The sequence below is a fragment of the Flexivirga caeni genome (assembly GCF_003724155.1).
Taxonomy (GTDB): Bacteria; Actinomycetota; Actinomycetes; order Actinomycetales; family Dermatophilaceae; genus Flexivirga; species Flexivirga caeni.
On the sequence record NZ_RJJQ01000023.1, the window covers coordinates 1 to 26,644 of the forward strand.

The window sequence follows — 26,644 nt, forward strand, 5'->3', positions numbered from 1 at the left end:
GGGCAGATCCCATGACCGCCAGCGGGCACTTCTCATGACCGCTACCGGGCAGCTACCTGACCGCCCCCGGGAATTTTTTCGTGGCCGCCGTCAGCCGAGCCGCCCCAGTTAATAGTTCTCGTTTGGCGATCGTCGTATGGGCAAGCTGATCAGCCTTCTCCGAACTGAAGTCTCCAGCAGCGTTCGAAGGCGTATGAGCGGAATCCCATCCCTTCGAGGATGGGAGCTGAGGTCTCCTGTCGGGCCTTGGTCAGCGCCATCGTCGCCCCCTTGGCGTGACCGAGTTCGCAGCGAGCAGTCACCAGTGAACGGTAAAGGCCGCGCCTGCGGAACGCTGGAATGGTCACTGCCCCGAACAGCCGCACGACCGAGCCAAACACTGCGCAGCGAGCCACAGCGGCTGGCGAGCCCTCGACAGTCGCCAACATCGCGAACTCCGAAGACGACTCCAGACCAGCGCGCAAAGTGGCCCAGTCCTGAGTCATGGTGTCGGACGTGGGTGCGGGCCGGCCCCACCCCTCGGCCTCTAATCTGGCCAGTGCCGTGAATTCCTCTTTGCTGGCCACGACATTCGTCGACACCCCAGGTGGGGTGCCGCAGTTCTGCTGGTCGTGCGTGTCGACTTCAGTGAGAGGCCGCGCCATTACCAACTCGGTCAACACCACGGTTGCGCCGGCGGAGCGCAGGGACTCGGTGGCATCCGGTTCGGCCCGTCGCTCCGCCCGCCACCACACGTCGTGGGTACCGCGGGCGCGGGCGAAGCGCTCAACCTCGGTGCGTACCTCAGCAAAGGGTCGGTCTGACGTAATCCACGCATGAACCCGGCCCGACGTTGTCGACGTCAAGTGCGTCGGGCGGCAGATCACCAGGTAGTCATCAGTCTGCACAGCGTCGATGTTCGGCGGTAGCCATGCCCGGTCAACGGCCTCCGACGCGGCGAGCACTTGCGCTGACGTCCAGGAGGCCATCCTTCGAGTGTAATACGCACCGAAGACCTAAAATCGCAGGTTGCGACGACGATCTGGCAGTAGAACATGCGCCAATCGCTGTATTACTCGGCGTAGTCGCGATAGAGGTTCCCTCAGCGGGACACCCTGAGCAGGGGCGGCGACCGGCTCGACTTCGCGGGATTCCTCGGTCATATGAATCCCGTAAGACCCGCCCGGTTTAATGCCCGGTCGAGCGTGCTCAAACGGTACAGTCAGTGGTCGTGGCGAAGATGCTGATCGGATACGCCCGCTGTTCCACTGACGGCCAGGACCTCACCGCGCAGCGCAACGCGCTGACCGCCATGGGGGTGGACCCCCAACGGATATACGTCGACCACGGCCTCACCGGAACAAACCGTGTCCGACCTGGCCTGCGCGAAGCTCTTGCCGCGTGCCACGCCGGCGACACCCTCGCGGTCACCAAGCTCGACCGCCTCGCCCGGTCCCTGACCGACGCCCCGCAACATCGTGGAAGAACTCACCGCCGCCGAGGTCAAACTCAACATCGGCGGATCCGTACACGACCCCACCGACCCCGTTGGTCGACTGCTGTTCAACGTGCTCGCCATGATCGCCGAGTTCGAATCCGACCTGATCCGGATGCGCACCCGCGAAGGGATGAAGGTCGCCAAGGCCAAGGGCCGACTCCGGGGTAAGCAGCCCAAGCTCAAACCAGCCCAAGAAGCCCACCTCGTCGAGCTCTGGCGCGCCGGCCACCACACCTCGGCCGAACTAGCCGACCTCTTCAACGTCGGCCGCTCCACCGTCTACCGAGCCGTCCGACGCGCAGAACCCGACACGGGCGACACCTCCGGCTGACCGGAACCCCTGGCCGAAATTCCCCCTTCCAGATGGGCGATCACAACGGCCAGGAATTACAGGCGGCTCAACCCACCAGCAGCCATGCGGTGGCCGAAATGATCCGTTAACGGGCCGACTCAACCGGAAACGAAGGCGCCGTAGACGCCGGAGCCGCCACACTCGACCCATGACCACTGCTGAACCCGGCGAGACCACCGGGATCACGATCAAGGACCTTCAACATCACTGGGTCAGTGGCACACCACTCGATCTACGCAACTCTCCGCAGGAGGCCCGGGAACTCGACCCCGACCACCTCCGCCAGGTCCTGCTCGACCCTGACCTTCGACCCGACCCCCGCGGCCTCAACATCTACGGCGCACACCTGACCGGACCACTCAACCTGGACGAATGCACGATCCGCACATCCCTCCGCCTCCCACACCTGACCGCCAACCACCCCATCCGCCTGTCCGGGGCGCACATCACCGGCCAACTCGACCTGTCCGGCGCCACCCTCACCGGACAAGAACGCCGGATCGACCTTAGAGTCGACATCGGTGGTCATGACAGGCACTCCTTGGAGGACAGGTTGGCGCGGAGCGTTGGCCAGCCCGCGGGAGGCGGAGCCCTTGGCGCTGCCGTGGCTGATGCCGAGCAGGCCTGCGTTGTTGCGACGGTTAGCAAAGTTAGGAAGGTTTAGGAGATCGCCTTAAATCTTCCTAACTTTGCTAACATCTGCGGATGGATCCCATCCGAAACCCCTACACCCCGAACGCCGGAGCCCCTCCAGCGGCGCTCGTCGGACGGGACGATCAGTTGCAATCGTTCGATCTGCTCCTCGCTCGCTTGGAGCGCCGGCGCAGTGAGCAGTCGATGATCATCACGGGGCTGCGCGGCGTTGGGAAGACCGTGCTTCTGGGCGAATTCCGCGAGAAGGCGCTGTCCGCAGACTGGGTCGTGGTCGAAGTCGAGGTGAGCAAGCATGACGAGCTGGGGTTTCGCACCTCCCTGGCGAGCAAGTTGCGTACGGCGATGTTCGAGCTCTCACCGCGATCCGAGTGGACCGCGAAGCTTCGGCACGCGATGTCGGTCCTCAAGTCATTCACCGTAAGCGTTGACTCGACGGGCGTCGTGTCGGCTGGGCTCGACATCGAAGCAGCGGAAGGATTTGCCGATCATGGGCGCCTGGATCTCGACCTCACCGATCTCTTCGTGGCCGTCGGCGAGGCGGCTCAGGATCGGTCCCGTGGCGTCGTTCTGCTCTTTGACGAGGTGCAGTTTCTGAACCGCCAGCAGCTCGAAGCCATCATCATGGCGCTCCACAAACTCGTCCAACGCCGACTTCCCGTGACTCTGGTTGGAGCAGGTCTCCCGCAGATAGCCGAACTCGCTGGAGACGCGAAGTCATATGCGGAACGGCTCTTCAAGTTTCCCGGCATAGGAAACCTCACCGAGCAAGCCGCCAGGCGTGCGCTGGCCGAGCCAGCCGAGGCCGAGGGGGTGGCATTCACTGACGAAGCACTCCATAGGGCGTTGACAATCACCGGACGGTACCCCTATTTCTTGCAGGAGTTGGGATCCGCCGCCTGGGCATCCGCGTCGGGGAGCGAGATCACCCCAGTCGACATCGACCACTGTCAGGGACTCTACGTGTCGAAGCTCGACGGATCTTTCTTCCGGGTCCGAATTGACCGATGCACAAATCGGCAGCGGCAGTACCTTCGTGCGATGGCCGAACTCGGTGGCGAGCCACAGAAAGCCCAGGACGTCGCCGCCCTGTTGGGACGTCAGTCGAGTCAGGTTGCGCCATTCCGCGCTGAACTGATCAGCATGGGACTTCTCTACACACCTGAGCACGGGTACGCAGCCTTCACAGTTCCCCGCTTCGATCAGTACATGAAGCGCATCTTGCCGACCTTCGAGGTGCCATCCTGATGTCGACCACGGCTCCACTTTGCTGACGTCATTCGAAGGCCGCGCGTTCGGGACGCGTAGCGGCGGCGCGTGGCTGGGCCTCAGGGCGGGTTGTAGATCCCGAGCAGCGCGGTGGTGAAACCGCCCCCGACATACTCCGAACCGGGCGACTCAGGAACATCGGCGAGCCGATCGGCATATACCTCGGCGTTGTCCTGCGGTTCGTATCCGAGGGCGCGAGCTTCGGTGAGCGAGTAGATCCGGCGCGTATTGTCCGAGACACCCCAGATCACCTGGTAACCGGGGCTTTCCGCCGAGAGGCAGGCCTCGAAAAGACGCGCGGCGTCGTCCGGGGACAGCCAGGTGCCAAGGCCGCGCGGGCCGAGCGGCAACGGGTCGGGGAAGCAGGAGCCGATCCTGATGACGATGACATCCATGCCGAACCGCGAGTGGTAGAGGCTGCCGAGTGCTTCGATCGCGGCCTTGCTCACGCCGTAGAACGTGTCCGGCCGGGTGGTGGTGTCCGCCGGTATGCCGTCGGCGCCGGCCTCGTCGACGCGCCGGAAGCCCACCGCGTGGTTGCTCGACGCCAGCACCACCCGCCGTACGCCCGCCTCCTGCGCCGCCTGGAGGACGACTTGCGTGCCGGTGATGTTCACCAGCGACGTTTGTTCCCAAGAGCTTTCGCGACTGAGGCCGCCCAGGTGAATGACCGTGTCCACCCCCTCACAGGCCCGCGCCATCAGCGCCCGATCGGTCACGTCTCCGGTCAGCGACTCCTCGCCGTCCCCGGCAGGCGTCTCCAGCGGCTTGATGTCGACGAGCCGCACCACGCGACCGCGCCGCCTCATCCGCTCCCGCACCAGGCCAGCGACCATCCCGCCGGCGCCGGTGATGAGAAGTCGTTCGTCCGGCATGCGTTTGGTCCTTTCGCGCGCACTCGTCAGCCAGCTGCAGGTCGCCCGGCATTGATGCTCGGTCAGGCGTAAGAACATAATTCACGTAACGGGACGAACGGGCGAGCCGCCGTCCGCGAAAGGATGAGGACATGGCCGCACCACCTGCCGAAACAGCCGGGCAACTGACCGGAGTGCTGGCGTTCCCGCTGACCGCGTTCGACAGCGAACTCGAACTCGACCTGGAGGGCACCGCAGCTGGCATTGAGCGGCAGGTTGCAGCCGGGGCATCGGCCGTGTTCATCGCCTGCGGCACCGGCGAGTTGAGCTCGCTGACGTTCGAGGAGCAGCGCGCACTGTGGCGCCGCGCCGTCGAGGTAGTGGACGGGCGAGTGCCGGTGTGGGTCGGCGCGGGCGGCGGTGCCGGGCAAGCGCGGGCGGCATACCGGGCCGCAGCCGACTCGTATGTCGACGGCGCGCTGCTCCTTCCGCCCTACCTGGTGACCGGACCCGAGCGCGGCATCGGCGACTACGTTCGCTACGTGACCGGCACCGGCGCGCTGCAGACGGTCGTTTACCACCGCGCCACCGCAGTCCTGTCTCCCGCAGCCGCAACAGACCTGCTGGATGTGCCCGCAGTGATCGGCATCAAGGACGGCTACGGCTCGATCGAGCTGATGAGCCGCATCGTCACTGCCGTGCGTTCCAGCGGTCACCCGCGGGCGCAGGACTTCCTCTTCTTCAACGGGCTACCGACCGCGGAGATGTCTGCTCGCGCGTACGCCGCGATCGACGTGGCTCGCTACTCCTCCGCGGTGCACTGCTTCGCTCCGGAGCTCGCCCAGGCCTTCCATGACGCGTTACTGGGTGGCGACGAGGACGCGGTCGACCTCTTGCTGGCCCGCTTCTACCTGCCGCTGGTCGCATTGCGCGATGAATGCCCAGGATTTGCAGTGTCATTGGTGAAGGCAGGCGCCGCGTTGCGCGGCCACCCGATGGGCGCGGTCCGGCCGCCGCTGGTGATGCCGGACGCCATACAGGTGGAACGGCTTGCGGCGATCCTGGCCGCCGGTGACGGCGCGATGCAGGAGTTGGCTGCACGATGAAGATCCTGGGTGCGCAGCTGACGCCGGTCGCGTTCGACGACCCGCCGCTGCTCAACGTCATGGGCGTGCATGAGCCCTACGCCCTGCGCAGTGTGCTGCGACTGCAGTGCGAGGACGGCATCGTCGGCCTTGGCGAGTCGTATGGCGATGCGCCCTTCCTGGAGCAACTCGGCAAGGCGCTGGCCGCTCTGCCGGGTCTGGACGCCTTCGACCTGCCCGCGCTGCGGGACTCCGTCGCGCGCTCGCTGGGTCACGCCGTCATCACCGACGCGCACGGCCTGATCGGCGGCTTCTCCGCGAACAAGACTCTCGCGTCGGTGTATTCGATCATCGAAGTCGCTGCAATGGACGCCCAGGGAAAGGCCCTCGGCGTGCCCGTGGTCGACCTGCTCGGCGGGAAGGCGCGTGACCGAGTCGACTTCTCGGCATACCTCTTCTACAAGTACGCCGCGCACCAGAACGGCCGCACCGACGACTGGGGCGAGGCGGTCACGCCCGAGCAGATCGTCGAGCAAGCGCGGCGGATGATCGGCCAATTCGGTTTCGGCTCCATCAAACTCAAGGGCGGCGTGTTCGCGCCGGACGTCGAGTGCGCGACCATTGAGGCTCTCGCCGACGCATTCCCCGAGCACCCGCTGCGCATCGACCCGAACACCGGATGGACGGTGCCGACCTCGATCGAGGTGGCTCGCCGGCTGGGCGGCGTCCTCGAATACCTCGAAGACCCCACCCCCGGCATCGAGGGTATGGCGCAGGTCGCGCGCGAGGCGCGAATGCCGTTGGCCACCAACATGTGTGTCGTCAGCTTCGCCGATATCGCACCGGCCGTCCGCGAACGCGCCGTCGGCGTCATCCTCTCCGACCACCACTTCTGGGGCGGGCTGCGCGACACCAGCGCACTGGGCACGCTGTGCGACACCTTCGGGATCGGCCTCTCGATGCACTCCAATAGCCACCTCGGTATCAGCCTGGCCGCGATGGTGCACGTCGCGGCCGCGACGCGTCAGCTCACCTACGCGTGCGACACGCACTGGCCGTGGAAGACGCAGGACATCATCGAGCCGGGCGTGCTGACGTTCGAGAACGGCTCGGTGGGCGTGCCGACGGGTCCCGGCCTGGGTGTCGTGCTCGATGAGGACGAACTGGCACTGGCGCACGAGCGGTATGCCGCGTGCGGTCAGACCGCACGCGATGACGTGACCTACATGCGGCAATACGTTCCCAGCTTCACCGCGAACATCAAGCGCTGGTGACCATGCGCGTCGTGGGATACGCCTACCCCTGGGATGTAGTGGCGCCTGGATTCGTCGACAGAGCAAGGGAACTCGGTGTCGATGCGGTCGCCGTCGCGCTCAGTTATCACAGCACGCGGGCGGCCACGCCGTGGTCCCGGGAGACCAGCACGGTGCTCGCGCCGACAGCTGCGCTCTATCGCCCGGTGCGCGACGCCGGGTGGGGTTCGTTGCGACCGGCAGCAGCGTCCTGGTTGCCGAGTGAGGACCCAGGCGCCGATGCGGTCGCCGTGCTGAATGCCGCGGACATTCCGGCGCTGGGCTGGATCGTGCTCACGCACAACTCGTTTCTCGGTGTGGCGAATCCTGAACTCTCCGTGATGAATTGCCTCGGTGAGCAGTATCCGTGGGCGCTGTGCCCGAGCAATCCGGAGACGATCCGCTATTGCGCGACGCTGGCGACCGAAGCGACCAGAGGTCTGAATCTTGCCGGCACCGTGCTCGAAGCCGCCGGACAGATGGGAGCCGTGCACCAGTGCCAGCACGAAAAGACCGACGGTGCCTGGTCCCCGGCTGTCGCTCGACTGCTGTCCGTATGTTGCTGCGAGCACTGTGCGGTCCGATGGTCGGCAGATCCCGATGAGGTTCGTATGGCATTGCGCGGCACTGTGTTCCGCCTTATCGCCGGCGGAGAAAGCTCCAGCGCCACGCCCGAAGAGCTGCTGCCCGGTGACCTGGCCACGCGGATCCTCGCCGGACGGCATGCCGCCACCGACGAGCTGCGGCGCGCCATACAGGAGGGACTGGGGGAGGGACACGTCACCGTGCATGCGTCACCCGATCCGTGGGCGACCGGAGCGCTGCCGGGTCTGACTCCGGCAACGGGCCAGGACGTTGACGCAGTCGTGACACCCTGCTGGACGCCGATCGACACCTCGGAACGCACCGTTCGCGAGGCTCGCGCGCAGCTTCCCGCGAACGTCTCCGTGGGCGCCTACGTGACAGGCGTCGCGGCGACTCCGCGACCCGAATTGCCTTCTGATGCCGCGCGATTGGCGGCAGCTGGCGCGGATGAGCTGCACCTCTATCACCTCGGCCTGGCCGGTCCGGCCCGATGGCCGCACCTGCAGGCCGCCGCGACGGCAGCCCACTCCGCCGACTGACGCAATCGCCATCGAGTGACGCACGTGCACCTGCGTCACTCGGCGGCACGCTTCGGTGCAGACCCGCTGCCACAGCTGCGGTTCGGTGAACCAGAAGTCGTGCACGACACCGACCGCTTCCTCACCGAGCGGGGTACTTCCGTGCCGAACGGGGTAGAACGGAGCCGGATTTCCTGTGGCGGAAGTACCCCGGTCGATGCATAAGTACCCCGGTCGGCGAGATCGGTGCGGGGTCACCGGCCGACGAGGGTGAGCAGCGTGGCCTCCGGGCGGCAGGCGAGCCGCACCGGGTTGTACTTGTTGTGCCCCAGGCCGGCCGAGACCTCGAGCCAGGCTGCGTCGGCGGGCGCGTCGTTGTCCGGGTGACCGGACGCGCCCGGCCACCACCGCGAAACCCCTTTGGCCCGAGCATTGTCCAGGTCGCAGTTGGTGGTCAGGGCGCCATACCCGGGCACGCAGACCTGGCCGCCGTGGGTGTGCCCGGCCAGGATCAGCCCGGCACCGTCCGCAACCATCGGGTCCAGCACGCGAACGTATGGCGCGTGCACCACCCCGATCGTCGCCGCGACGTCGGTGGCGGCGCGTCCGGCGACCGACGGGTAGTCGTCGAAGTCGATGTGCGGGTCACCCGTGCCGACGAATTCGACGGGGACCTGTCGGATCTCGAGCTTGGTGCGCACGTTGTCCAGGTCGGTCCAGCCGCCGCCAGTGAAACCGTCGATGAGGTCCTGCACGGGCAGCGACGGCTTGCCGAGCCGGTCGACATGCTGGCGAGTGCTGCCGCCGACATACTTCAGCGGGTTGCGCACCCTGGGTGCGTAGAAGTCGTTGGACCCGAGCACGAACGCGCCGGGAAACTCCAACAGCGGTTCCATCGCGCGCAGGACGGCCGGCACCGCGTCCGGGTCGGAGCAGTTGTCACCCGTGTTGATGACGAAATCCGGCTCGAGTGCAGCAAGGCCGCGCACCCACTCGATGCGACGCTCCTGCCGAGGCACCAGGTGCAGGTCGGTCAGGTGCAGCACCCGCAGCGGCCGCGATCCAGGCGTCAGCACCGGCAGGTCGAAGCGGCGCAGCGTGTAGAGGTGGCGTTCGGCCAGGGACGCCCACGCGAGCGTTCCGAGGCCGAGACCGGCCACGGCCACGGAGGACTTGGTAAGGGGATGCATCGGTGTCAATTATGCGATCGGAAATCCGCGGGAGTCCGCCCGGGTCGCAGTGCGACACTGGTGCGTATGACGAGCAAGCAGAGCCTGCGCGAGGACATGACCGCCGCGATGCGCGCCCGCGACACGGTGCGGACCGGCACGCTGCGGATGACGATCGCGGCCATCACCAACGCGGAGGTCGCCGGCAAGGAAGCCAGGGAACTTACCGACGACGAGGTGCAGCAGGTCATCGCCAAGGAGGCCAAGAAGCGCCGCGAGGCGGCCGAGGCGTATGACGGGGCCGGTCGCACCGAACTCGCCGCCACCGAGCGGGCCGAGCTCGCGGTCCTGGAGGAATACCTCCCCACGCAACTGGACGACGCGGAACTGACGTCGCTCGTCGCCGCCGCGATCTCGGAGACCGGGGCGCAGGGCATGACCGGCATGGGTCAGGTCATGAAGGCCGTCCAGCCGAAGGTCGCCGGCCGCGCCGACGGCGGCCGGGTCGCGGCCGCCGTGAAGCAGGCGCTGCAGAGCTGACAGCGGCAGCCACCCGACGCTTGACCGCAGTGGTCAGCCGACGTGGTGCTTCGGCGGTCCGGTGTGGGTGCGCCCCGGTGGAGGCGAGTGGGTCGTGGTCGGCTCGTGGGTAGGCACTGAACTGCTCGTCGACGAGGGTGGAGCGGTCGTGGACGGCGGCACATAGGTGTAGCTCGAACTCGAGCTTGACGACGTGGTCGACGGAGCGGTCGTAGGTGTCGTGCCGTCGGGCAGCATGAAGTACTTGATCGGCTGCCCTTCGAGCGCCGCGTTCATGATGCCTTCCCAGATCGGCGCCGCCAGCTGGCCACCGAAGACGTAGCCCTTGTAAAAGGTGCCGGCGAGCGTGATGTTCTTCATCGGCGCGGTGTTCTTCTCATGGCCGACCCAGACCGCAGTCGCCATCTGCGGGGTATAGCCGGCGAACCAGATATTGGCCGCGTTGTCGTTGGTGCCGGTCTTGCCGGCCGCCGGACGACGACCGCCATCAAGCAATACGTCGCCGTTCGTGGTGCCTGCCGGGTTGGTCAGCACCGACTCAAGCACCTGCGTGGTCTCGGCGGCGACCTTCTTCGTCAGGACGCGCTTGCAAGCCGTGCCAGCCAGCTTCAGCTGCTTGCCGTTGCCGTCGGTAATGGACACGACCGGGCGGGGCGGGCAGTAGATGCCGCCGGAGGCGATCGTCGCGTAGGCGTTTGCGACATCCACCGGAGCGACATCGGAGGTGCCGAGCACGATCGAGGACGGCACGGCCTCGATCGTGCTGCCGTTGCCCATGCGAACACCGAGCTTGGTCGTGGTCTTCAGCACATTGCACGCCCCGAGCTTGCTGACCAGGCTCGCGAAAATGGTGTTGATCGACTGCGCCGTGGCGTCCGACAGGGTCATCTTGGAACCTGCGGCCGGCTCGGGAACGTCGTTCGGCAGGTTCCAGTCCTCGCCCTGGCCGAGACCGCACGCGCCCGGGAAGTCCTGGTGGGTGAATGCGTGCGCGTCGTAGGTCCGGCTGGTGCTGCCCGGGGACATCGCGTCGTATGGCGGCACGGTCAGCAGCGAGTCCGGTGTGTAGCCGTGTTCCAGCGCCGTGATCACCGCGAAGAGCTTCTGGGTGGAGCCGATCTGGAACCCGGCGCTGCCGCCGCCCAGCGAGCCGGGGATGTTGAAGTTGACTGCGGTGTTGAAGTCGCCGCCGGTGTTGGAGTAGGTGGTGTTCTGCCCGCTGGCCAGCACCAGCCCGGTGCCCGGCTGCACGATGACACCCGCGGACTGCACGTCCGCGCTGTTGCCTTGCGGCACCTTGGCGCGAATCTGCTTGTTGATGACGTCGGCGAGCTTGGGACTGAAGCTGGTCTTGATCGTCAGGCCGCCGCTCTGCAGGGTCGCCAGCCGCTCCCTCGGGCTCTTGCCGAGCGCCGGCTGCGTCTCCAGCCAGCTGATCACGTAGTAGCAGAAGTAGGGGTATTTCGAGTTGGCGCAAGAGTTCGACGAGGCCTCGGTCGGGTGCAGGCCGAGCGGGGAGTTCTGCGCCGCGATCAGCTGCTTCCGGGAGATCATCTTCTGCTGGTACATCTTCCCCAGCACGACGTTGCGGCGCGCGAGCACACCCTTGGGGTTCATGAACGGGTTGAGCACGCCCGGCTCGTTGACGATGCCCGCCATCATCGCGGACTGCTGCAGGTTCAGCTGGGAGGCGTGCACGCCGAAATAGCTCAGCGCGGCCGCTTCGACGCCGTAGATATTGCCGCCATACGGCACCAGGTTGAGGTAGCCGTCGAGGATCTGGGGCTTGGTGTACTTCTGCTCCATCGTCACGGCGTACTTGAGTTGCTGCAACTTGCGGACGTAGCCCTCCATGCCCGTGCGGCTAACCGCTTCCTGCGCGCCCTTGGTGTTGCCCGCGTTCAGCGCCTGGTTCTGCAGCGCGATCTTGACGTACTGCTGGGTCAGCGTCGACGCGCCCTGCGTGCCGTTGCTGAAGATGTTGGACACGATCGCCCGCGTCAGGCCCCGGGGGTCGATGGCGCCATGCTCGAAGAAGCGCTCGTCCTCAATGGCGACCTGCGCGTTCTTCATGTTCTGCGAGATCTTGTCGTAGGGCACGACGATGCGGTTCTGGCTGAACGGCGTCGCGAGCACCGAACCGTCGGCGGCCAGGATCTTCGACTGCTGCGCCAGCGGGTTCATGGCGAACGAGCCCGGCATGTCGTTGAAGATCTTGATGCTGCCGTTGGTCGCCTGGCCCGCGGCACCGAGCGCGGGCAGCGCCAAGCAGGCCGCGATCAGTCCCATGGCCACCGCGGTGGCGATCAGGGCTCCGATGAGGCTGAGCACGGTGCCGAGACGGGTCGCAACACGCATGCCGGCCAGGGTAACCGCAGAGTCTGTCAGCAGCGGCATTTCGGCGGCCCGACATCATAGACGAATCGCGCGCCGCGCACGTATAGTGCGGAAGGACTATTTGGAAATAGTTCCCCGAGGATCTGGCGGTCGGCCCGAACGGTCAATACCGTGGCGACCAGAGAACGTGCGGGGGGCGAGGACGTCACAATCCAAGCTGGGCGGGGAAGGCCGAAAGAGAATATGACTGCTGTACTGCCTGACAAGGCGACCTGGGACGAGAACTGGCATGCGCGCGCGATGTGCCGCAGCGGAGCATCACCGGACGAACTCTTCGCCAAGGGCGCTGCCCAGCAGTCGGCCAAGGTCATCTGTCAGCGGTGTCCCGTCGTCGCCGAGTGTCTCGCGGACGCGCTGGACAATCACACCGAGTACGGCGTCTGGGGCGGTATGACGGAGCGCGAGCGACGGGCGTTGTTGCGTCGGCGCCCGGATGTCCGCTCCTGGGAGCAGCTCTTCCGCACCGCCCGCGCTGACGAGGCCAAATCCGCCAGCTGACTCCCGGGCTACTCCGCCAGCTGCGCACCGATCTCGCGTAGTTGCCCGACGTCGTTGACGTCCTCGGCAGCGGCCGCCACCAGCACTTGGGGGATCGTCGGGTGCGATGCTGTGAACCGCCCGATCGCAGCCTCGTGCCGCACCGCCTGTGCCGCATGCTCGGCGTGCAGGCGCAGCAGCGCTGCCGTGTCCGTCGGCTGCCACGACGTGCCGGTGCGCTCTGGCAGTCCGTCGGCCTCTTCGGCGGCCGCTTCGGCCCGGCCTTCGCGCAGTGACGGCAGCCGGGTGCGCTCGACGCGGTTGACGACCAGACCGGCCAGCGGCATACCCTCCGACGCCAGCCGGCCGGCGAAGAAGGACGCCTCCCGCAGCGCGTCCCGCTCGGGCGTCGCCACCACGACGAAGGCGGTCGACGCGTCGCTGAGCAGCGCGTAGGTGTGATCCGCGCGCTCCCGGAAACCCCCGAACATCGAGTCGAGTGCGGCCACGAAAGTCTGCGCATCCCGCAGCAGCTGGCCGCCGAGCACCTTGGACATGACGGCGGTCATCGTGTGCACGCCGACCGACATGACCTTCAGGTAGGCGCGGCCGCCGGCCTTGGCCGGTGACATCAGCAGCCGGATGAACTTGCCGTCCAGGAACGACCCGAGCCGTCCGGGTGCGTCGAGGAAGTCCAGCGCCGAACGCGACGGTGGGGTGTCGACCACGATGAGGTCCCAGCGGGCGGCGCCGCCGGCGAGCTCCGCGTGCAACTGCCCGAGCCGCTCCATCGCCATGTATTCCTGTGTGCCGGCGAATGAGCTCGAAACTGCCTGGTAGAAGGGGTTTTCCAGGATCTGCTGGGCCTTGTCCGGGGTCGAGTGCCGCAGCACCAACTCGTCGAAGGTTCGTTTCATGTCGAGCATCATCGCGTCGAGCGACCCGCCGGCGGAGGAGTCGATCGAGTCGACCGGCGCCGGCTCGTTGTCCAGGTGCTCCAGGCCGAGCGCCTGCGCGAGCCGCCTGGCCGGGTCGATGGTCAGCACCGCGACAGTGCGCCCCTGCTCCGCCGCCCGGATGGCGATCGCGGCCGCAGTCGTCGTCTTGCCTACCCCGCCCGATCCGCAGCACACGATGGTGCGCACCGAGCGGTCTCGCAACAACACGTCGATGTCCAGGGTCGGCGGGGTCATCCGAAAACTCCTTGCGCAGCAACGGCATCCGCGAGTTCCAGCAGTCCGCCGGCGTCCATGCCGCCCGGCACGAGCGGCAGGTGCACCGTCGGCAGTCCCAGCCCCGCGAGGGCGTCGCGTTCGCGGTCCTGCAGCGCCAGGCGCTGGGTGAGGTCCCGGCCGGTCTGCGCGAGACCGGCCAGCATCCGCGGCCCGACGCGCAGGCCGACCGCCGCGAGATCCGCGGCGAGCGGAGCGTCGTCGAAGTCGGTCGCCGCCAGCTGGGCGAGCGTGCCGTCGCCGACCGGGGGAGTGACCTCCTGATTGATCACCACCGCGCCCAGGGGCAGCGAGAGAGCCCGCAACTCAGCGGCTGCCTCGACGGTCTCCTGCACCGGCATCTCCTCCAGCAGCGTCACCAAATGCACTGCGGTCTGGGCGGATTGGAGCAGTGCGGTGATCGCGTCGGCCTGGTTCTTCACCGGCCCCATCTTCGCCAGGCCGGCCATCGCATGGTTCACCCCGAGGAACTGCCCGACCCGTCCGGTCGGCGGCGCGTCGAGCACCACCGCGTCATACAGCTGGGCGCTGCGGGTGCCGCGCCGGCTCGGACGGCGGCGCACCGCCTCGTAGACCTTGCCGATCAGCAGCACGTCACGCAGGCCTGGTGCCACGGTCGTCGCGAAGTCGATCACTCCGAAGCGCTCGAGCATGCCGCCCGCCATGCCGAGTTTGTAGAACATCTGCAGGTATTCGAGCAGCGCGGCCTTCGGGTCGACCGACAGGCCCATCACCTGTCCGCCGCCCGGCCCGGTCGCGACCTGCACCTCGTCCTCGCCGAGGCGGGGCACGTCGAAGACGCCGCTGATGCCCTGCCGGCCCTCGACCTCGGCCAGCAACACCCGCTTGCCGTGCGTCGCGAGCGACATGGCGAGCGCCGCCGCGATGGTCGTCTTGCCGGTGCCGCCCTTGCCCGTGACGACGTGCAGGCGGACGCCGTCCCAGTCACCGCTGCTCATGCGATCACGGTAGCGGGGCTCCCTCGCGAGCCTGCGGCGTCATACCCGGGAGTGACCGCGCAGATGTACTCCAGCGGGACGTCGGCCCGGACCTGCTCACCTACGCTGCACGTATGTCGTCAGTCGTGCCCCGACGCCCGGACGCTCTGCTCGGCGAGGCGTCCCGTTGGTGGGTGCGAGCGTTGCCGTGGGCCGTCGCATTCCTCTACTTCATCACCCTCATGCCGGTCACCCTCGGCGTGCTGAACGCCGACTACGGACTCAACGCCGGGATCGCCGGCGCGCTCGCCGTCCTACAGACGGTGCCGTTGCTGTATGCCGTGATCCGTCCGCTGCAGGCATGGTGCGTCGTCTTCGCCGCTGACGTCGTGGGTGCGCTCGCCCTGCTGACGGCCGACACCGCCGGGTATGCCTGGCCGTTCCCTGCGATGGAGATCGTCGGACTCACCCTGCTCTGTCTGGCCGTCGGCCTGCGCGAGTCGCGCCGCACGCTGGTGCTGCTCTGGGCCGCCACCATCGTCTCCGGTGTGTGCCTCACCTCGTTGGCGCCGGACAGCACCAGCAACACGGTGGCGGTCGTCATCGTGCTCAGCGCGGTTGCGCTAATCCTGGGTGCCGCGCTCCGCGAGCGGTATGACGCACAACGTCGCCTCGCCGAACAGGAGACGATCAGCGAGGCCGAGCGCAGCCGCCGGACGCTGTTGGAGGAGCGTGCCCGGATCGCCCGCGAGTTGCACGACGTGGTGGCGCACCACATGTCGATGATCACCGTGCAGGCCGACACCGTCACCTACCGGCTGGGCGGGCTGTCGCCGGAGGCACAGGAGGAGTTCAGCTCCATCGCGAGGACCGCACGCGCTTCGCTCGGCGAGATGCGGCGGTTGCTCGGGGTGCTGCGCAACGAGGATGCCGACGGCGAGCTCGCGCCGCAGCCGGGTCTGGCCGACATCGGTCAACTCGTGGAGGCGACAGGCCGGGCCGGTGTGCTGGTCGAGTTCGCCACCTGCGACACGGTCGTGCCGGAGGCGGTCGGCCTGTCGGCATACCGCATCGTTCAGGAGGCGCTCGCCAACATCGTGCGGCACGCGCCGGGCGCGGCGACACAGGTGAAAGTGTCGGCGAACGATGAGCACCTGCTCGTCCTGGTGGCGAACGAACCGTCCCTGCAGCTCCCCGAGGCGCCACTTGAGGAGGGCGGGACAGGTCAGGGTCTGGTCGGCATGCGCGAGCGGATCCGCCTCGTCGGTGGCACCCTGGAGGTTGGGCCGCTGCCCGACGGCGGCTTCCGGGTGGCAGCCCAACTCCCATTGGCGGCAAAGGATTTCATGTGACGACGCGCGTAATCATCGTCGACGACCAGGCCATGGTGCGCGCCGGCTTCGCCGCCCTGCTGGCTGCTCAGGAAGGCATCGAGGTGGTCGGGCAGGCCTCCGACGGGGAGGAGGGCGTCGCGTTGGCCATGCGGACGCATCCCGACGTCGTGCTGATGGATGTCCGTATGCCGAAGCTGGACGGGCTGGGGGCGACCCGGCGGATCCTGGCCGCACCCGCGGTGGCGGACCGGACGAAGGTGCTGATGCTGACCACCTTCGATGTCGACGACTACGTCTACGAGGCGCTGCGGGCCGGCGCCAGCGGGTTCCTGCTCAAGGACGCTCCGCCGGCGGACCTCATCGCGGCGGTCCACGTGATCGCCGCAGGGGACGCGCTGCTCGCGCCGTCGGTGACTCGCCGGTTGATCGCCGACTTCGCCCGCCGGAGCCCGTCGGTCGGCCGAGGGAAACTCGCGCTGCGGCTGAACGCGCTGACCGAACGGGAGACCGAGGTGCTCAGCCTGGTCGCCCGCGGCAGCTCCAACGCCGAGATCGCGCAGGCGCTCTTCGTCGCTGAACAGACGGTGAAGACCCACGTCAGTCGCGTCTTCACCAAGCTCGACCTGCGCGACCGTGCGCAGGCCGTGGTGTTCGCCTACGAGTCGGGACTCGTGACGCCGGGGGAGTGATACCCGGGTAGGGGCCGGCAAATGGCTCCGCCGGGTGATGTGGGGGTGAAAACCTCCTTCCTACCTTTCCGGGTATGACCCAACGCAGTGAACGACAAAAGACACAGGGAAATGACGACACCCGAAGCACGAGGGGGTTGTCATGACACCGACACTCCATTACCGCCTGCGCGACGTCGACGAGCACACCCTGCTAGCCTGCGACCCGCCGGGCGGCGTACGCGTCGTCGAGGCATTCGGTGACGTGGCGCTCGCCGACCACATCGCGATCGTCGTCCCCGGCAACGGTCACCACCTGGGCAACTACTTCACCGACCGGGGCCCGGTCAGTCCGCGGGCCCGCGGCGAGCAGGTGCTGCGCATGATGACGGCCCTGGCTTCCGACGAGCGGGTCGCCGTGGTCGTCTGGGTCGGTTACCGGACCCCGGCCGGTATGGCGTCGGCATTCTCCAACAGTTACGCCCGCGAAGGAGCCGACGACCTGGCCCGCCTGACCCACTACCTGCCGCGTTCCGCGCACCTGACGCTGATCGGGCACAGCTACGGCAGCGCGGTCTGCGGCCTCGCGCTCCCTACCGCGCGGGTCGACGACTGCGTCGCGGTCGGTAGCGCCGGCATGGGCGTCCAACACCGCGACCAACTCGGCGTCGCCACTCGACTGTGGGCCGCGCAGACCGAGTCGGACTGGATCCGCTTCTTCCCGCACGGCCGGATCGGCCGGCTCGGGCTGGGCCGCCCACCACTGCATCCTGCCATGCGGGCGACGCGGTTCGGCACCGGTGACATCACCGGCCACTGCGGCTACTACACCGAGGGCAGCGAATCGTTGCGCAACATCGCCCGCATCGCGGTGGGTCGGTATGACGACGTGACGCCCGCAGGTACGGCCGTCCCGTCCGCTGCGCCGATCGAGAACACCGCAGATGCAACGGCTTTCGTGGCGGTGCAGGCATGAACCCGCAGAGTGGTCTGCCGGCGATCCTGTGCGAGGACGTCCGAAAGAGCTACCCACGCCGTGGTCAGGTGCTCGACGGACTCGATCTGGTAGTCGAGCCCGGCACGATCCACGGACTGCTCGGTCCGAACGGAGCCGGCAAGACGACCGCCGTGCGCATCCTGTCCACGCTGCAGCGCCTCGACTCCGGTCGCGCGATGGTCACCGGCCGCGACGTGGCGCGTGATCCCGCCGGTGTGCGTGAACGCATCGGAGTGGCAGGGCAATACGCGGCCGTCGACGAGATCCTGACCGGAAGGCAGAACCTGCAGATGTTCGGTCGGCTGCACCATCTGCGGGCGCGCGTTGCGAGAGCTCGCGCCGACAAATTGCTGGAGCGCTTCGACCTGGTGGCTGCCGCCGACCGGCCGGTACGGCACTACTCCGGCGGCATGCGCCGGCGACTCGATCTTGCGGTGAGCCTGATCCGCAGCGCTCGGGTGCTCTTCCTCGACGAGCCCAGCACCGGGCTCGACCCGCGCAGCCGCAACGACGTCTGGGACGCGGTCCGCGAGCTGGCCGGCTCCGGCACGACGGTGCTGCTGACCACGCAGTACCTCGAGGAGGCCGACCGGCTCTGCTCACGCATCTCCGTGCTGGACCACGGCCGGATCGTCGCGGAGGGTTCACCCGCAGAGTTGAAGGCGCGTGTCGGGGGCAACCTCGACGACGCCTTCCTGCACCTCACTGGCCGGCCGATGCTCGTGGGGGTGGCGTGATGACCGCCATCTCTGCCGAATTACAGCCGCTGCCAGCACGATTGGCGTGGTTCGCCGCCGACACCTGGGTGGTTGCACGACGGCACGTCATGCGCCTCTTCCACCGCCCGGACGAGTTGCTCGGCACGCTGCTGATCCCGGTGATGGCAGTTTTGATGTTCGGGTTCGTCTTCGGCAACGCGCTGGGCGCGGCGATGACGCTGCCCGGTGACGAGTACCGCGAGTTCCTGCTGCCGGGGCTCTTCGCTCTCACCATGGCCTTCGGGATCGGCAACACCACCATCTCCGTCGCCTCCGACATACGCGGCGGTGTGCTCGATCGGATGCGATCGCTTCCCATGTCGCCCGCGGCGGTGCTGGCCGGACGCTCGGTGGCCGATTTGCTCACTGCCGCAGTCGAACTCGCCATCGTGATGGGGTTTGGCACGCTCCTCGGCTGGCACTGGCATGGCGGGGTCGGCGCGCTGCTCGCGGCGTTCGGCCTGCTGGCGCTGCTGCGACTGGCCTTCTCCTGGGTCGGCATCCTGCTCGGTTTGCTGGTCAGCGGTCCGGAGGCGGCGATGAAGTACTTTGCCCTGCTATTCCCGCTGGCGATGGTGGCCGACACCGTCATACCGACCGACCTCATGCCGGACGGGCTCGCCGGGGTCGCTCGCTGGAACCCGTTGTCCGCCACCGTGATTACCACGCGGCGGCTCTTCGGCAACCCGTCGGCTCCCACTACCTCGTGGGTCGCCGAGCAGGCGCCCGCGCTCGCCGTCGCGTGGCCGGTGGCGATCATCGCCGTCAGTATGCCGCTGGGGCTCGTTCGGCTGCGGAGGATTGCGCGATGAACCCCGCAATCCTGTTCGCGCTCGCCGGACGAGCGCGGATGCCGGCACAATGCGCCGGCGCTCGTCAGGAAAGCAGCCCGCCCACCCCGGTGACCGTGTGCGTGAAGTATGCGGACCGCGGATCGATCAGCTCGAAGTGCGCACAGCCGGCCAGTACCTGCAGCGGCACTCCGGCGCCGACGGCTGCCTGGTAACTCTCAGAGACCTCCACTGGCACCCGGTCGTCGGCGTCACCATGCACCAGGCTGGCTCGCACCGGCGGGCGTCCGAGCATCGCCGGGTCCGCGGCGCGCCATACGGTTTCGGAGGCCGCACCCATGAGCTCAGCCGCCGCGTCGCCGCCCAGGCCCAGATCACGCGTCATGTGTAGATCTAGGCATCCGGCGAGTGAAACGAACCCTATCACCGGCACTCCCTGGTGGGCCGACCAGGCCGCCAGGTGCCCGCCCGCGGAGTGGCCGAGCAGCACGATGTCGTCCGGCAACGCAGGGTCCGACGCCACCGCGTGGATGGCGGCCAGCACGTCTGCCGCCATCGCCGGCCAGTCGCCGGGAATGCGACGGTATTCGATCGTCGCGACGTGAAAACCGTGTGCTGCCAACGCAGTTGATTGCGGTCCAGCATGTCCGCGGTCATACGAGGGCCGCCAGAAGCCACCATGTATGACGATGACGGTCGCGTCGCGCGATGCTGCGGCGGGCAGGCGCACATCATACACCTGATCGTCGTCCGGACCGTATGACGTCGTGCGATCCGGAGGCGGAGCGACCATCGAGAGCACGGACACGAAGATTGAGGTTACCGGGCGAAGGTGATCCAGTTAACGTTCGAAACCGAAATATTGCTACCGTCCGACCGAAGGTTGTGAACCATCCGGAAAGAGGTTTGTCAATGGTGCTCGAACCCCTGCGGCCCGCCAAGGGCCAGGGCACCCCGCACGTCATCGTCATCGGCGCCGGCATGGTCGGCCTGTCGACCGCCTGGCACCTGCAGGAGCGCGGCGTCGAGGTGACCGTGGTGGAGCGCTCCGGGGTGGCTGCCGGCAGCTCGTGGGGCAACGCCGGCTGGGTCTCGCCGGGCCTGTGCGTGCCGCTGTCCGACCCGTCGGTGATCAAGTACGGGCTCAAGGCACTGCTCGACCCCGACTCCCCGCTCTACATCCCGATGAAGCCGGACCCCAAGCTGGCCTCCTTCCTGCTCGGCTTCGCGCGCCGCTGCACGCCGGGGCAGTGGAAGCGGACGATGGACAAGTTCGTCCCGGTCAACCGCCAGGCCATTGCGGCATACCAGTTCCTGGAGGACCACGGCGTCCAGGCGACCTCCCACGAGGCGCCGATCATGGCCGCTTTCCGCCGGGCGCAGGACGCGGTCGGTCTCGAGCACGAGGTCGAACTCATCCGCGCGGCCGGTCTGGAGCTGGAGGCGACCGAGATCGACAACGCCACCCTGCGCGCCGAGCTGCCGATCGTCAGCCCGGACGTCGAGAAGGCGATCCGGCTCGGCGGGCAGCGGTTCATCAACCCCGGCGAGTATGTCGACGCGCTCGCGACAGCTGTTGCCGAGCGCGGCGGCCGCATGGTGATCGGCTCCAATGCGCGTGCGCTGCGGCACGGGCCCGGCGGTGTGACCGTCGAAATGGTTAGTGGTGAGCCGATTTCCGGCGATGCCGTCGTCATCGCAACCGGTGCCTGGCTGCCCGAGCTGGCCAGGGTCTGCGGCGTGAAGACCGCGGTGCGCGCGGGTCGCGGCTACAGCTTCTCGGTGGCCGTCACCGACCCGGCGAACCGGCCGGTGCCGTGCCCGGTCTACTTCCCGTTCGAGCGGATCGCCTGCACGCCCATCGGCGACCGGCTGCGTGTCGGCGGCACCATGGAGTTCGCCGGCACGGAGGAGCCGCTGCACGTCGAGCGGGTCGACGCGATCGTGAAGAACGGCCGGCCCCTGCTGTCCGGCGTCGACTGGGAGGACCGCCAGGACACCTGGGTCGGCGGTCGTCCGGTCAGTGTCGACGGCCTGCCGCTGATCGGCCCGACCCGGGTGCCGCGGGTCTTCGCCAACGGCGGACACGGCATGTGGGGCATCACCCTCGGCCCGCTCTCCGGCCAGCTGCTCGCCGAGCAGATGGTCACTGGTGTCACCCCGGCCGAGCTCGTCCCGTTCGACCCGACCCGATGAGTGGCGTTTCGACGGGGAATAGGGTGACCGCATGACCACGTGGGAATACGCGACGGTGCCGCTGATCGTGCACGCGACCAAGCAGATCCTCGACCAGTGGGGAGCCGACGGCTGGGAGCTCGTGCAAGTTGTTCCCGGCCCCGACGGCACCAGCCTGGTCGCCTACCTCAAACGGCCGAAGGAGCACTGACCGATGTCCGCAGTGGAAGATCGCCTGGCCGAGCTCGGTCTGCAGTTGCCGGAAGTCGCGGTGCCCCTCGCGGCATACGTGCCCGCGCTGCGGGACGGCAATCTCGTCTTCACCTCCGGTCAGCTGCCGGTCGTCGGCGGGCAGTTGCAGGCGACCGGCAAGGTCGGCGCCGAGGTCACCCAGGAGGAGGCGGCGAAGCTTGCCGAGATCTGCGCGCTCAATGCGATCGCAGCCGTGAAGACGGTCATCGGCGACCTCGACCAGGTCACACAGGTGGTCAAGGTGGTCGGTTTCGTCGCCAGCGACCCGGCCTTCACCGGGCAGCCCGCGGTCATCAACGGCGCGAGTGAACTCTTCGGCAAGGCGTTCGGCGAGCGCGGTGCGCACGCCCGGTCGGCCGTCGGTGTCGCCGTGCTGCCGCTCGACGCGCCGGTCGAGGTCGAGATCACCGTCTCGGTCAGGTAAGGCCGCAACCGTCGTGACCACTATGCGCGACTTCGAGGCGGTACCGCGAGTCCACGACCTGGCCGTGAACTGGCTGGCCAGGCCTGCCGCCGAGCGCGTGCCAGGATCGGTGCGGCTCGCATCGACCGTGCTCCTGCTGCGCGAAGCAGCCTCCGGTGCAGAGGTTTTCATGCAGCATCGGGCGTCGTCGATGCCGTTCGCGCCGTCGATGTGGGTGTTCCCCGGCGGTGGTGTCGACCCGCGAGACGAGTCCGGTGAGGTGCCGTGGGCCGGCCCGGCGGTGCCGGAGTGGGCGCAGCGCCTCGGGGTGCCGGAGCCGGTGGCGCAGGCGCTGGTGGTCGCCGCGGTGCGCGAGGTGTTCGAGGAGTGCGGTGTGCTGCTCGCCGGGCCGTCCGCCCACGAGATCATCTCCCAGCCGAATGACGAGCAGTGGCAAGAGGACCGGGCGCGGCTGGCGGACCACAGCCTCGCCTTCTCGGACCTCCTGCGTGACCGGCAGCTGGTGCTGCGATCGGATCTGCTTGCGGTGCAAGACCACTGGGTCACCCCGGAGATGGAGCCCCGCCGCTACGACACGTGGTTCTTCTCGGCCCTGATGCCGGCCGAGCAGGTTGCCGATGATCGCACGACGGAAGCGTCCGAAGCCGGATGGCATCGTCCCGCCGACGTGCTCCGGGAAGCGAGCGCCGGGGCGGCGAGCCTGCTGCCGCCGACGGTCGTGCAACTGCAGCGAGTTTCCGGCTGGGGAAGTTTCGACCCGGTGACGACCAGTCGCGCCGGTCTGCTGCCGGTCATGCCGGAGCCGGTGCAGGTCGGCGACCGCGTGGTCCTGCGCGCTCAGCTCAACGACTGACGTCCGCCGGAGTGCACCGGCTCAGCCGTTGGCCAGTGCCTTGACGCGCGACAGGTCGCCGTTGAACCAGTCATGGTCGATCGGCGAACTCGTGTACTGCCACATCGTGTAGTAGGGCCAGCGGCCGGGCAGCGTGCCGGGCGACGAGCTGTAGCGCGCGATCCACAACGGGTTGGTCTGGTTGAAGGCCGTGGTGTTGCCGGTGCAGGTCTGCCACCAGTCGGCGGTCGTGTAGATGACCGCGTCGCGCCCGGTCTTGCGCCGATATTCGGTGAGGAAGGACCGGATCCAGGAAGTCATCGCCGACTGCGAAAGGCCGTAACACGTTGCGCCATAAGGGTTGTACTCGATGTCGAGCATGCCTGGCAGTGTCTTGCCGTCCTTGGACCAGCCGCCGCCGTGCGCCACGAAATAGGCCGCCTGGTTGACCGCGGAGGAGCCGGCCGGGTTGGCGAAGTGGTAGGCCCCGCGAACAATGCCCGCCCGGTAGCTGCCGTCGTACTGCTGGGCGAAGTAGGGGTTCGTGTAGTAGTTGCCCTCGGTCGCCTTGGTGTAGGCCCAGCGCACGCCCGAGCGGTACTGCGAGCTCCAGTCCACGTTGCCCTGGTATGCCGCGACGTCGATCCCCAGGGTCGCGTTCGCGCTGGACAGCGGGCGGACCAGCGCGCCCGAGTCGGCGCCGGTCTTGCTGTCGTGGTGTTCCCAGCCGGCATACGCATCGCCGAGCCGCTGGATCCCAGCCCGTTTGGCCGCTGCCGTGGGCCGCTGGGCGTGGCTGGCAGCTGCGTGAGCCGGCCCGGCGGCGGCTACGAAGGTAAGCGCCGTGAGTGCGGCGCAGGACGTGAGCAGGGATTTCTTCATCGAGACCTCTCGCAGGTGGAACGGCAGGACGCCGTGGCCCCGAGCCCACAGCAGCAACAGCTTTCACGGTAATCACGCCAGGTCTACAGCGCGCCAAAGTCCGGTCAAGGCTCGGTCAAGTTGGGTAAGAGCGGACTACGGTTGTCCGCATGACGACAGGCACGGTATGGCGCGGCGGCGCCCTGGGCGACCAGGTGCGCGCGGTGCTCGCCCCCAATCCCGGGCCGATGACCCTGGACGGCACCAACACCTGGATCCTGCACGTCCCCGGCGACACCGTGGCCGCAGTCGTCGATCCGGGACCGCTGCACGAGGGTCACCTCCAGGAAGTGCTGCGCCAGGTCGGCGCCCGCGGCGCCCGCGTCGCCCTCACACTGGTCACACACTGGCACCACGACCACACGGAGTCGCTGGAGCGGTGGGCGGAGCTGACCCAGGCGCCGGTGCGTGGGGGCGGACGTGGCCCGGATTTTGCCGATGATGAGCGAATCTCCCTCGGATCGCTGCAGATCCGAGTGCTGCTCACTCCTGGGCACACCGCCGACTCGGTCTCGTTCCACCTGCCCGATGCGGGCGCGCTGCTCACCGGCGACACCGTGCTCGGGCGCGGCACGACCGTGGTGGCGCACCCGGACGGAGCGCTCGGCCCCTACCTCGCGTCCCTGGACAAGTTGCACGCCGTCGCCGCGGCGCATCCGACCGCGCTGGCGCCGGCGCACGGGCCGACACACGCCGACGCCGCGACTGTCATTGCGGCATACCGGCAGCACCGCGCCGAACGACTCGACCAGGTGCGGGCCGCCCTGGCGGCAGGTGACGACGAAGCGACCGACGTCGCGCAGGCGGTGGTCGAGCGGGTCTACGCCGACGTGCCGCGCGAGGTGTGGCCGGCGGCGAAGTGGAGCGTCCAGGCCCAGCTGGACTACCTCGCCGCAAACGGTCAGGCCGGCTGAGGCGCCAGTGCCGCGATCACCACGCTGATGTTGTCGGCGCCCCCGGACGCATTCGCGAATCCGACCAGACCATCGGTGATTTCCGTCGGATCGTCGCCGCGTGCGGCGCGGACGCGCTGCACCAGGTCCCAGAGATCGGCCGGTGCCGAGCAGTAGTTCCACAAGCCGTCGCTGCATACGATCAGCCAGCCCGGCTCCTCCGCCAGCAGATGAGCCAGGCGTGGGGTCAGGTCCTTGGGCGCGTTGCGTCCGAGCCATCGGGTGATCGCGTGGGCGTTCGGCGCGTTCTCGGCGTTCTCCCGCGGGACGCCGCGGCGGATCAGCTCGTGCGCCATCGAGTCGTCCGATCCGAGCTGGACCGCGCGCTCCGGGCCGGATGCCGGAATCCAGTAGACCCGGCTGTCGCCGACGTTCCCGCCGACGATCAGGTTGTCCTCGACGATGGCCGCCGCCATCGTGCACGACGGGGGTGTCGGGTCGTCTGCTCCGCCCGTTTCGGCCGCTGCCGCACTACCGGCCTGCGCGGCGTCGGCGAATGCCTGCGCCGCCGTCTCCAGCCAGACGTCCTGCGCGACCCCCCGCCGAGGCATCGGCTGGGACAGTCGTTCCATCGCGGCGACCGAAGCCGCTTGCGAGGCGAGCTGGGAGTCGGTCGACGTCGACACGCCGTCACAGACCACGAGCACGGCTCGCGCGCCCTGTTCCTCGGAGGCGGCAAGCGCGATCGAGTCTTCGTTGCGATGGTGTCGTTGCCCGATGTCGGACTGGCCGGCAACCCACGGATGTGGTGACAGGACAATGTGATTGCGCGGATCGTCCGCCGCATCCGATGACCGGCTGTTCTGCACTGCCGTGCCCTCCTTCTGGTCCGCGCGAGGTGTGCCGACAGACAGACGCTGCCGTGGCGAGGGTGGTTCCGGGCGGCGACCGCCAGGAGAGTCAGCGCGCCCGGCGCTGCAACCGGTCGATGTCGAGGAGCGTCACCGCGCGGGCCTCGAGGCGGATCCAGCCGCGTGAGGAGAAGTCGGCGAGCGCCTTGTTAACCGTCTCGCGGGAGGCGCCGACCAGCTGAGCGAGCTCTTCCTGGGTCAGGTCGTGCTCCACGAGGGTGCCTTCGTCGGACGGCTTGCCGAAGCGGCGCGACAGGTCGAGCAGCGCCTTGGCGACGCGGCCGGGCACATCGGTGAAGACCAGGTCGCCCAGGGCTTCGTTGGTGCGGCGCAGCCTGGCCGCGAGGACCGACATCATCGTCATGGCGACCTCGGGCCGGGTGCCCAGATAGGCGCTCATGTCAGGGTGGGACAAGCCGACCAGCGCGGTGTCGGCGACGGCGGTCGCCGTGGCGGTGCGCGGACCCGGATCGAAAAGGCTGAGTTCGCCGAGCATCTCGCCCTCGCCCAGGATCGCCAGGAGGTTCTCCCGGCCGTCCGCCGAGCGGCGGCCCAGCTTCACCTTGCCCGACGTGATCACGTAAAGCGAGTCGCCCTGCTCGCCCTCGTGGAACAACTCCTGGCCACGCGCGATCTTGGTTCGCGTCATCGTCGAGAGCAACGCTTCGGCAGCGTTGTCGTCAAGGGCGGCGAACAGGGGCGCTTTGCGCACGGCCTCGGTATCCACGCCTGCAGTCTGCCACGTAGCCCCCGTGCGTGTGAGGTAGCCGACGTGCGTGCCCTGTCACCGGGCTCGTCTACGCTCGGCGATGTGAAGCGCATCGACGTGTCGGCCGAGTCCGGGCTGGCACG

At 68.1% G+C, this 26,644-nt stretch carries 27 protein-coding genes and 1 pseudogene; 18 read left to right on the forward strand and 10 right to left on the reverse strand.

What is annotated here, in order from left to right:
• Positions 1-149: 149 nt before the first annotated feature.
• Positions 150-968 (reverse strand): GNAT family N-acetyltransferase, encoded by an 819-nt coding sequence (locus tag EFY87_RS17865; protein ID WP_123272848.1) that lies wholly within the window; start codon positions 966-968, stop codon positions 150-152.
• Between the two features lie 251 nt (positions 969-1,219).
• Here EFY87_RS17865 and EFY87_RS17870 point away from each other — a divergent pair.
• From EFY87_RS17870 to EFY87_RS17880, 3 genes and pseudogenes are all read left to right on the forward strand, one after another.
• Positions 1,220-1,808 (forward strand): annotated as a pseudogene (locus EFY87_RS17870) (recombinase family protein).
• Positions 1,809-1,977: 169 nt separating this feature from the next.
• Positions 1,978-2,493, forward strand: coding sequence for a hypothetical protein (locus EFY87_RS20105; protein WP_148043394.1), 516 nt, complete (start codon positions 1,978-1,980; stop codon positions 2,491-2,493).
• A gap of 41 nt (positions 2,494-2,534) precedes the next feature.
• Positions 2,535-3,728, forward strand: a complete 1,194-nt coding sequence (locus EFY87_RS17880; protein WP_123272850.1) for an ATP-binding protein — start codon at positions 2,535-2,537, stop codon at positions 3,726-3,728.
• A gap of 80 nt (positions 3,729-3,808) precedes the next feature.
• Here the strand turns inward: EFY87_RS17880 and EFY87_RS17885 are convergent, their stop codons facing one another.
• Entirely contained in the window at positions 3,809-4,624 is an 816-nt protein-coding gene (locus tag EFY87_RS17885) for an NAD-dependent epimerase/dehydratase family protein (RefSeq protein ID WP_123272851.1), read from the reverse strand.
• Positions 4,625-4,755: 131 nt separating this feature from the next.
• Between EFY87_RS17885 and EFY87_RS17890 the strand changes: the two genes are divergently transcribed.
• The 3 genes from EFY87_RS17890 to EFY87_RS17900 are packed head-to-tail and all read left to right on the forward strand — an operon-like array spanning position 4,756 to position 8,104.
• Entirely contained in the window at positions 4,756-5,709 is a 954-nt protein-coding gene (locus EFY87_RS17890) for a 5-dehydro-4-deoxyglucarate dehydratase (protein ID WP_123272852.1), read from the forward strand.
• On the forward strand, positions 5,706-6,962 hold the full coding sequence (locus EFY87_RS17895) for an enolase C-terminal domain-like protein (RefSeq protein WP_123272853.1): 1,257 nt from the start codon (positions 5,706-5,708) through the stop codon (positions 6,960-6,962). The genes EFY87_RS17890 and EFY87_RS17895 overlap by 4 nt, the downstream gene beginning before the upstream one ends.
• A complete protein-coding gene (locus EFY87_RS17900) occupies positions 6,959-8,104 on the forward strand; it encodes a hypothetical protein (RefSeq protein ID WP_220093701.1) in 1,146 nt (381 codons plus the stop codon). The genes EFY87_RS17895 and EFY87_RS17900 overlap by 4 nt, the downstream gene beginning before the upstream one ends.
• Before the next feature lie 233 nt (positions 8,105-8,337).
• On the opposite strand, the gene EFY87_RS17910 is transcribed toward EFY87_RS17900, so the two are convergent.
• Positions 8,338-9,273 carry a metallophosphoesterase gene (locus EFY87_RS17910; protein ID WP_123272856.1) on the reverse strand — a complete coding sequence of 312 codons (936 nt, stop codon included), beginning with the start codon at positions 9,271-9,273 and terminating at the stop codon, positions 8,338-8,340.
• A 66-nt stretch (positions 9,274-9,339) separates the two neighbouring features.
• On the opposite strand from EFY87_RS17910, the gene EFY87_RS17915 reads away from it, so the two are divergent.
• Entirely contained in the window at positions 9,340-9,792 is a 453-nt protein-coding gene (locus EFY87_RS17915) for a GatB/YqeY domain-containing protein (RefSeq protein ID WP_123272857.1), read from the forward strand.
• A 33-nt stretch (positions 9,793-9,825) separates the two neighbouring features.
• On the opposite strand, the gene EFY87_RS17920 is transcribed toward EFY87_RS17915, so the two are convergent.
• Positions 9,826-12,150, reverse strand: a complete 2,325-nt coding sequence (locus tag EFY87_RS17920; protein WP_158607703.1) for a transglycosylase domain-containing protein — start codon at positions 12,148-12,150, stop codon at positions 9,826-9,828.
• 222 nt (positions 12,151-12,372) lie between these two features.
• Between EFY87_RS17920 and EFY87_RS17925 the strand changes: the two genes are divergently transcribed.
• The gene (locus EFY87_RS17925) at positions 12,373-12,687 is read left to right on the forward strand and encodes a WhiB family transcriptional regulator (protein ID WP_123272859.1); all 315 of its coding nucleotides are present in this window, start codon (positions 12,373-12,375) and stop codon (positions 12,685-12,687) included.
• 8 nt (positions 12,688-12,695) lie between these two features.
• Here EFY87_RS17925 and bagB read toward each other — a convergent pair whose 3' ends face one another.
• A complete protein-coding gene (gene bagB, locus EFY87_RS17930) occupies positions 12,696-13,859 on the reverse strand; it encodes an ArsA family ATPase (protein WP_123272860.1) in 1,164 nt (387 codons plus the stop codon).
• A complete protein-coding gene (bagA, locus tag EFY87_RS17935; protein ID WP_123272861.1) occupies positions 13,856-14,857 on the reverse strand; it encodes an ATPase BagA in 1,002 nt (333 codons plus the stop codon). Before bagA ends, bagB begins: the two co-directional genes overlap by 4 nt.
• 113 nt (positions 14,858-14,970) lie before the next feature.
• On the opposite strand from bagA, the gene EFY87_RS17940 reads away from it, so the two are divergent.
• The 5 genes from EFY87_RS17940 to EFY87_RS17960 all read left to right on the forward strand — a co-directional run bounded on the left by EFY87_RS17940 (position 14,971) and on the right by EFY87_RS17960 (position 19,405).
• Positions 14,971-16,188 carry a sensor histidine kinase gene (locus EFY87_RS17940; RefSeq protein WP_123272862.1) on the forward strand — a complete coding sequence of 406 codons (1,218 nt, stop codon included), beginning with the start codon at positions 14,971-14,973 and terminating at the stop codon, positions 16,186-16,188.
• Entirely contained in the window at positions 16,185-16,859 is a 675-nt protein-coding gene (locus EFY87_RS17945) for a response regulator (protein WP_123272863.1), read from the forward strand. Before EFY87_RS17940 ends, EFY87_RS17945 begins: the two co-directional genes overlap by 4 nt.
• 142 nt (positions 16,860-17,001) lie before the next feature.
• Complete coding sequence (locus EFY87_RS17950; protein WP_123272864.1) at positions 17,002-17,814, forward strand: alpha/beta hydrolase; 813 nt, start codon at positions 17,002-17,004, stop codon at positions 17,812-17,814.
• Positions 17,811-18,572 carry an ABC transporter ATP-binding protein gene (locus EFY87_RS17955; protein WP_123272865.1) on the forward strand — a complete coding sequence of 254 codons (762 nt, stop codon included), beginning with the start codon at positions 17,811-17,813 and terminating at the stop codon, positions 18,570-18,572. The genes EFY87_RS17950 and EFY87_RS17955 overlap by 4 nt, the downstream gene beginning before the upstream one ends.
• On the forward strand, positions 18,572-19,405 hold the full coding sequence (locus EFY87_RS17960; RefSeq protein ID WP_123272866.1) for an ABC transporter permease: 834 nt from the start codon (positions 18,572-18,574) through the stop codon (positions 19,403-19,405). Before EFY87_RS17955 ends, EFY87_RS17960 begins: the two co-directional genes overlap by 1 nt.
• A gap of 64 nt (positions 19,406-19,469) precedes the next feature.
• Here EFY87_RS17960 and EFY87_RS17965 read toward each other — a convergent pair whose 3' ends face one another.
• Positions 19,470-20,192 carry an alpha/beta hydrolase family protein gene (locus tag EFY87_RS17965; protein ID WP_123272867.1) on the reverse strand — a complete coding sequence of 241 codons (723 nt, stop codon included), beginning with the start codon at positions 20,190-20,192 and terminating at the stop codon, positions 19,470-19,472.
• A 104-nt stretch (positions 20,193-20,296) separates the two neighbouring features.
• Here EFY87_RS17965 and EFY87_RS17970 point away from each other — a divergent pair, with 104 nt between their 5' ends.
• From EFY87_RS17970 to EFY87_RS17985, 4 genes are read left to right on the forward strand one after another with little or no spacing between them, the layout of a single operon-like run.
• A complete protein-coding gene (locus EFY87_RS17970) occupies positions 20,297-21,580 on the forward strand; it encodes an NAD(P)/FAD-dependent oxidoreductase (RefSeq protein ID WP_123272868.1) in 1,284 nt (427 codons plus the stop codon).
• Positions 21,581-21,611: 31 nt separating this feature from the next.
• Positions 21,612-21,770 (forward strand): Sp36 family protein, encoded by a 159-nt coding sequence (gene sp36 / locus EFY87_RS17975; protein WP_123272869.1) that lies wholly within the window; start codon positions 21,612-21,614, stop codon positions 21,768-21,770.
• A gap of 3 nt (positions 21,771-21,773) precedes the next feature.
• A complete protein-coding gene (locus EFY87_RS17980; RefSeq protein ID WP_123272870.1) occupies positions 21,774-22,235 on the forward strand; it encodes a RidA family protein in 462 nt (153 codons plus the stop codon).
• A gap of 22 nt (positions 22,236-22,257) precedes the next feature.
• Positions 22,258-23,088, forward strand: a complete 831-nt coding sequence (locus EFY87_RS17985; protein ID WP_123272871.1) for an NUDIX hydrolase — start codon at positions 22,258-22,260, stop codon at positions 23,086-23,088.
• 21 nt (positions 23,089-23,109) lie between these two features.
• Here the strand turns inward: EFY87_RS17985 and EFY87_RS17990 are convergent, their stop codons facing one another.
• The gene (locus tag EFY87_RS17990) at positions 23,110-24,006 is read right to left on the reverse strand and encodes a lysozyme (RefSeq protein WP_220093702.1); all 897 of its coding nucleotides are present in this window, start codon (positions 24,004-24,006) and stop codon (positions 23,110-23,112) included.
• Positions 24,007-24,098: 92 nt separating this feature from the next.
• On the opposite strand from EFY87_RS17990, the gene EFY87_RS17995 reads away from it, so the two are divergent.
• Complete coding sequence (locus EFY87_RS17995; RefSeq protein WP_123272872.1) at positions 24,099-24,902, forward strand: MBL fold metallo-hydrolase; 804 nt, start codon at positions 24,099-24,101, stop codon at positions 24,900-24,902.
• On the opposite strand, the gene EFY87_RS18000 is transcribed toward EFY87_RS17995, so the two are convergent.
• Both EFY87_RS18000 and EFY87_RS18005 read right to left on the reverse strand, forming a co-directional pair.
• Positions 24,890-25,750, reverse strand: a complete 861-nt coding sequence (locus EFY87_RS18000) for a PP2C family protein-serine/threonine phosphatase (RefSeq protein ID WP_158607704.1) — start codon at positions 25,748-25,750, stop codon at positions 24,890-24,892. The genes EFY87_RS17995 and EFY87_RS18000 overlap by 13 nt on opposite strands.
• A gap of 91 nt (positions 25,751-25,841) precedes the next feature.
• Positions 25,842-26,519: a Crp/Fnr family transcriptional regulator gene (locus tag EFY87_RS18005; RefSeq protein WP_123272874.1), complete on the reverse strand. Its 678-nt coding sequence runs from the start codon at positions 26,517-26,519 to the stop codon at positions 25,842-25,844.
• Positions 26,520-26,644: the final 125 nt, after the last annotated feature.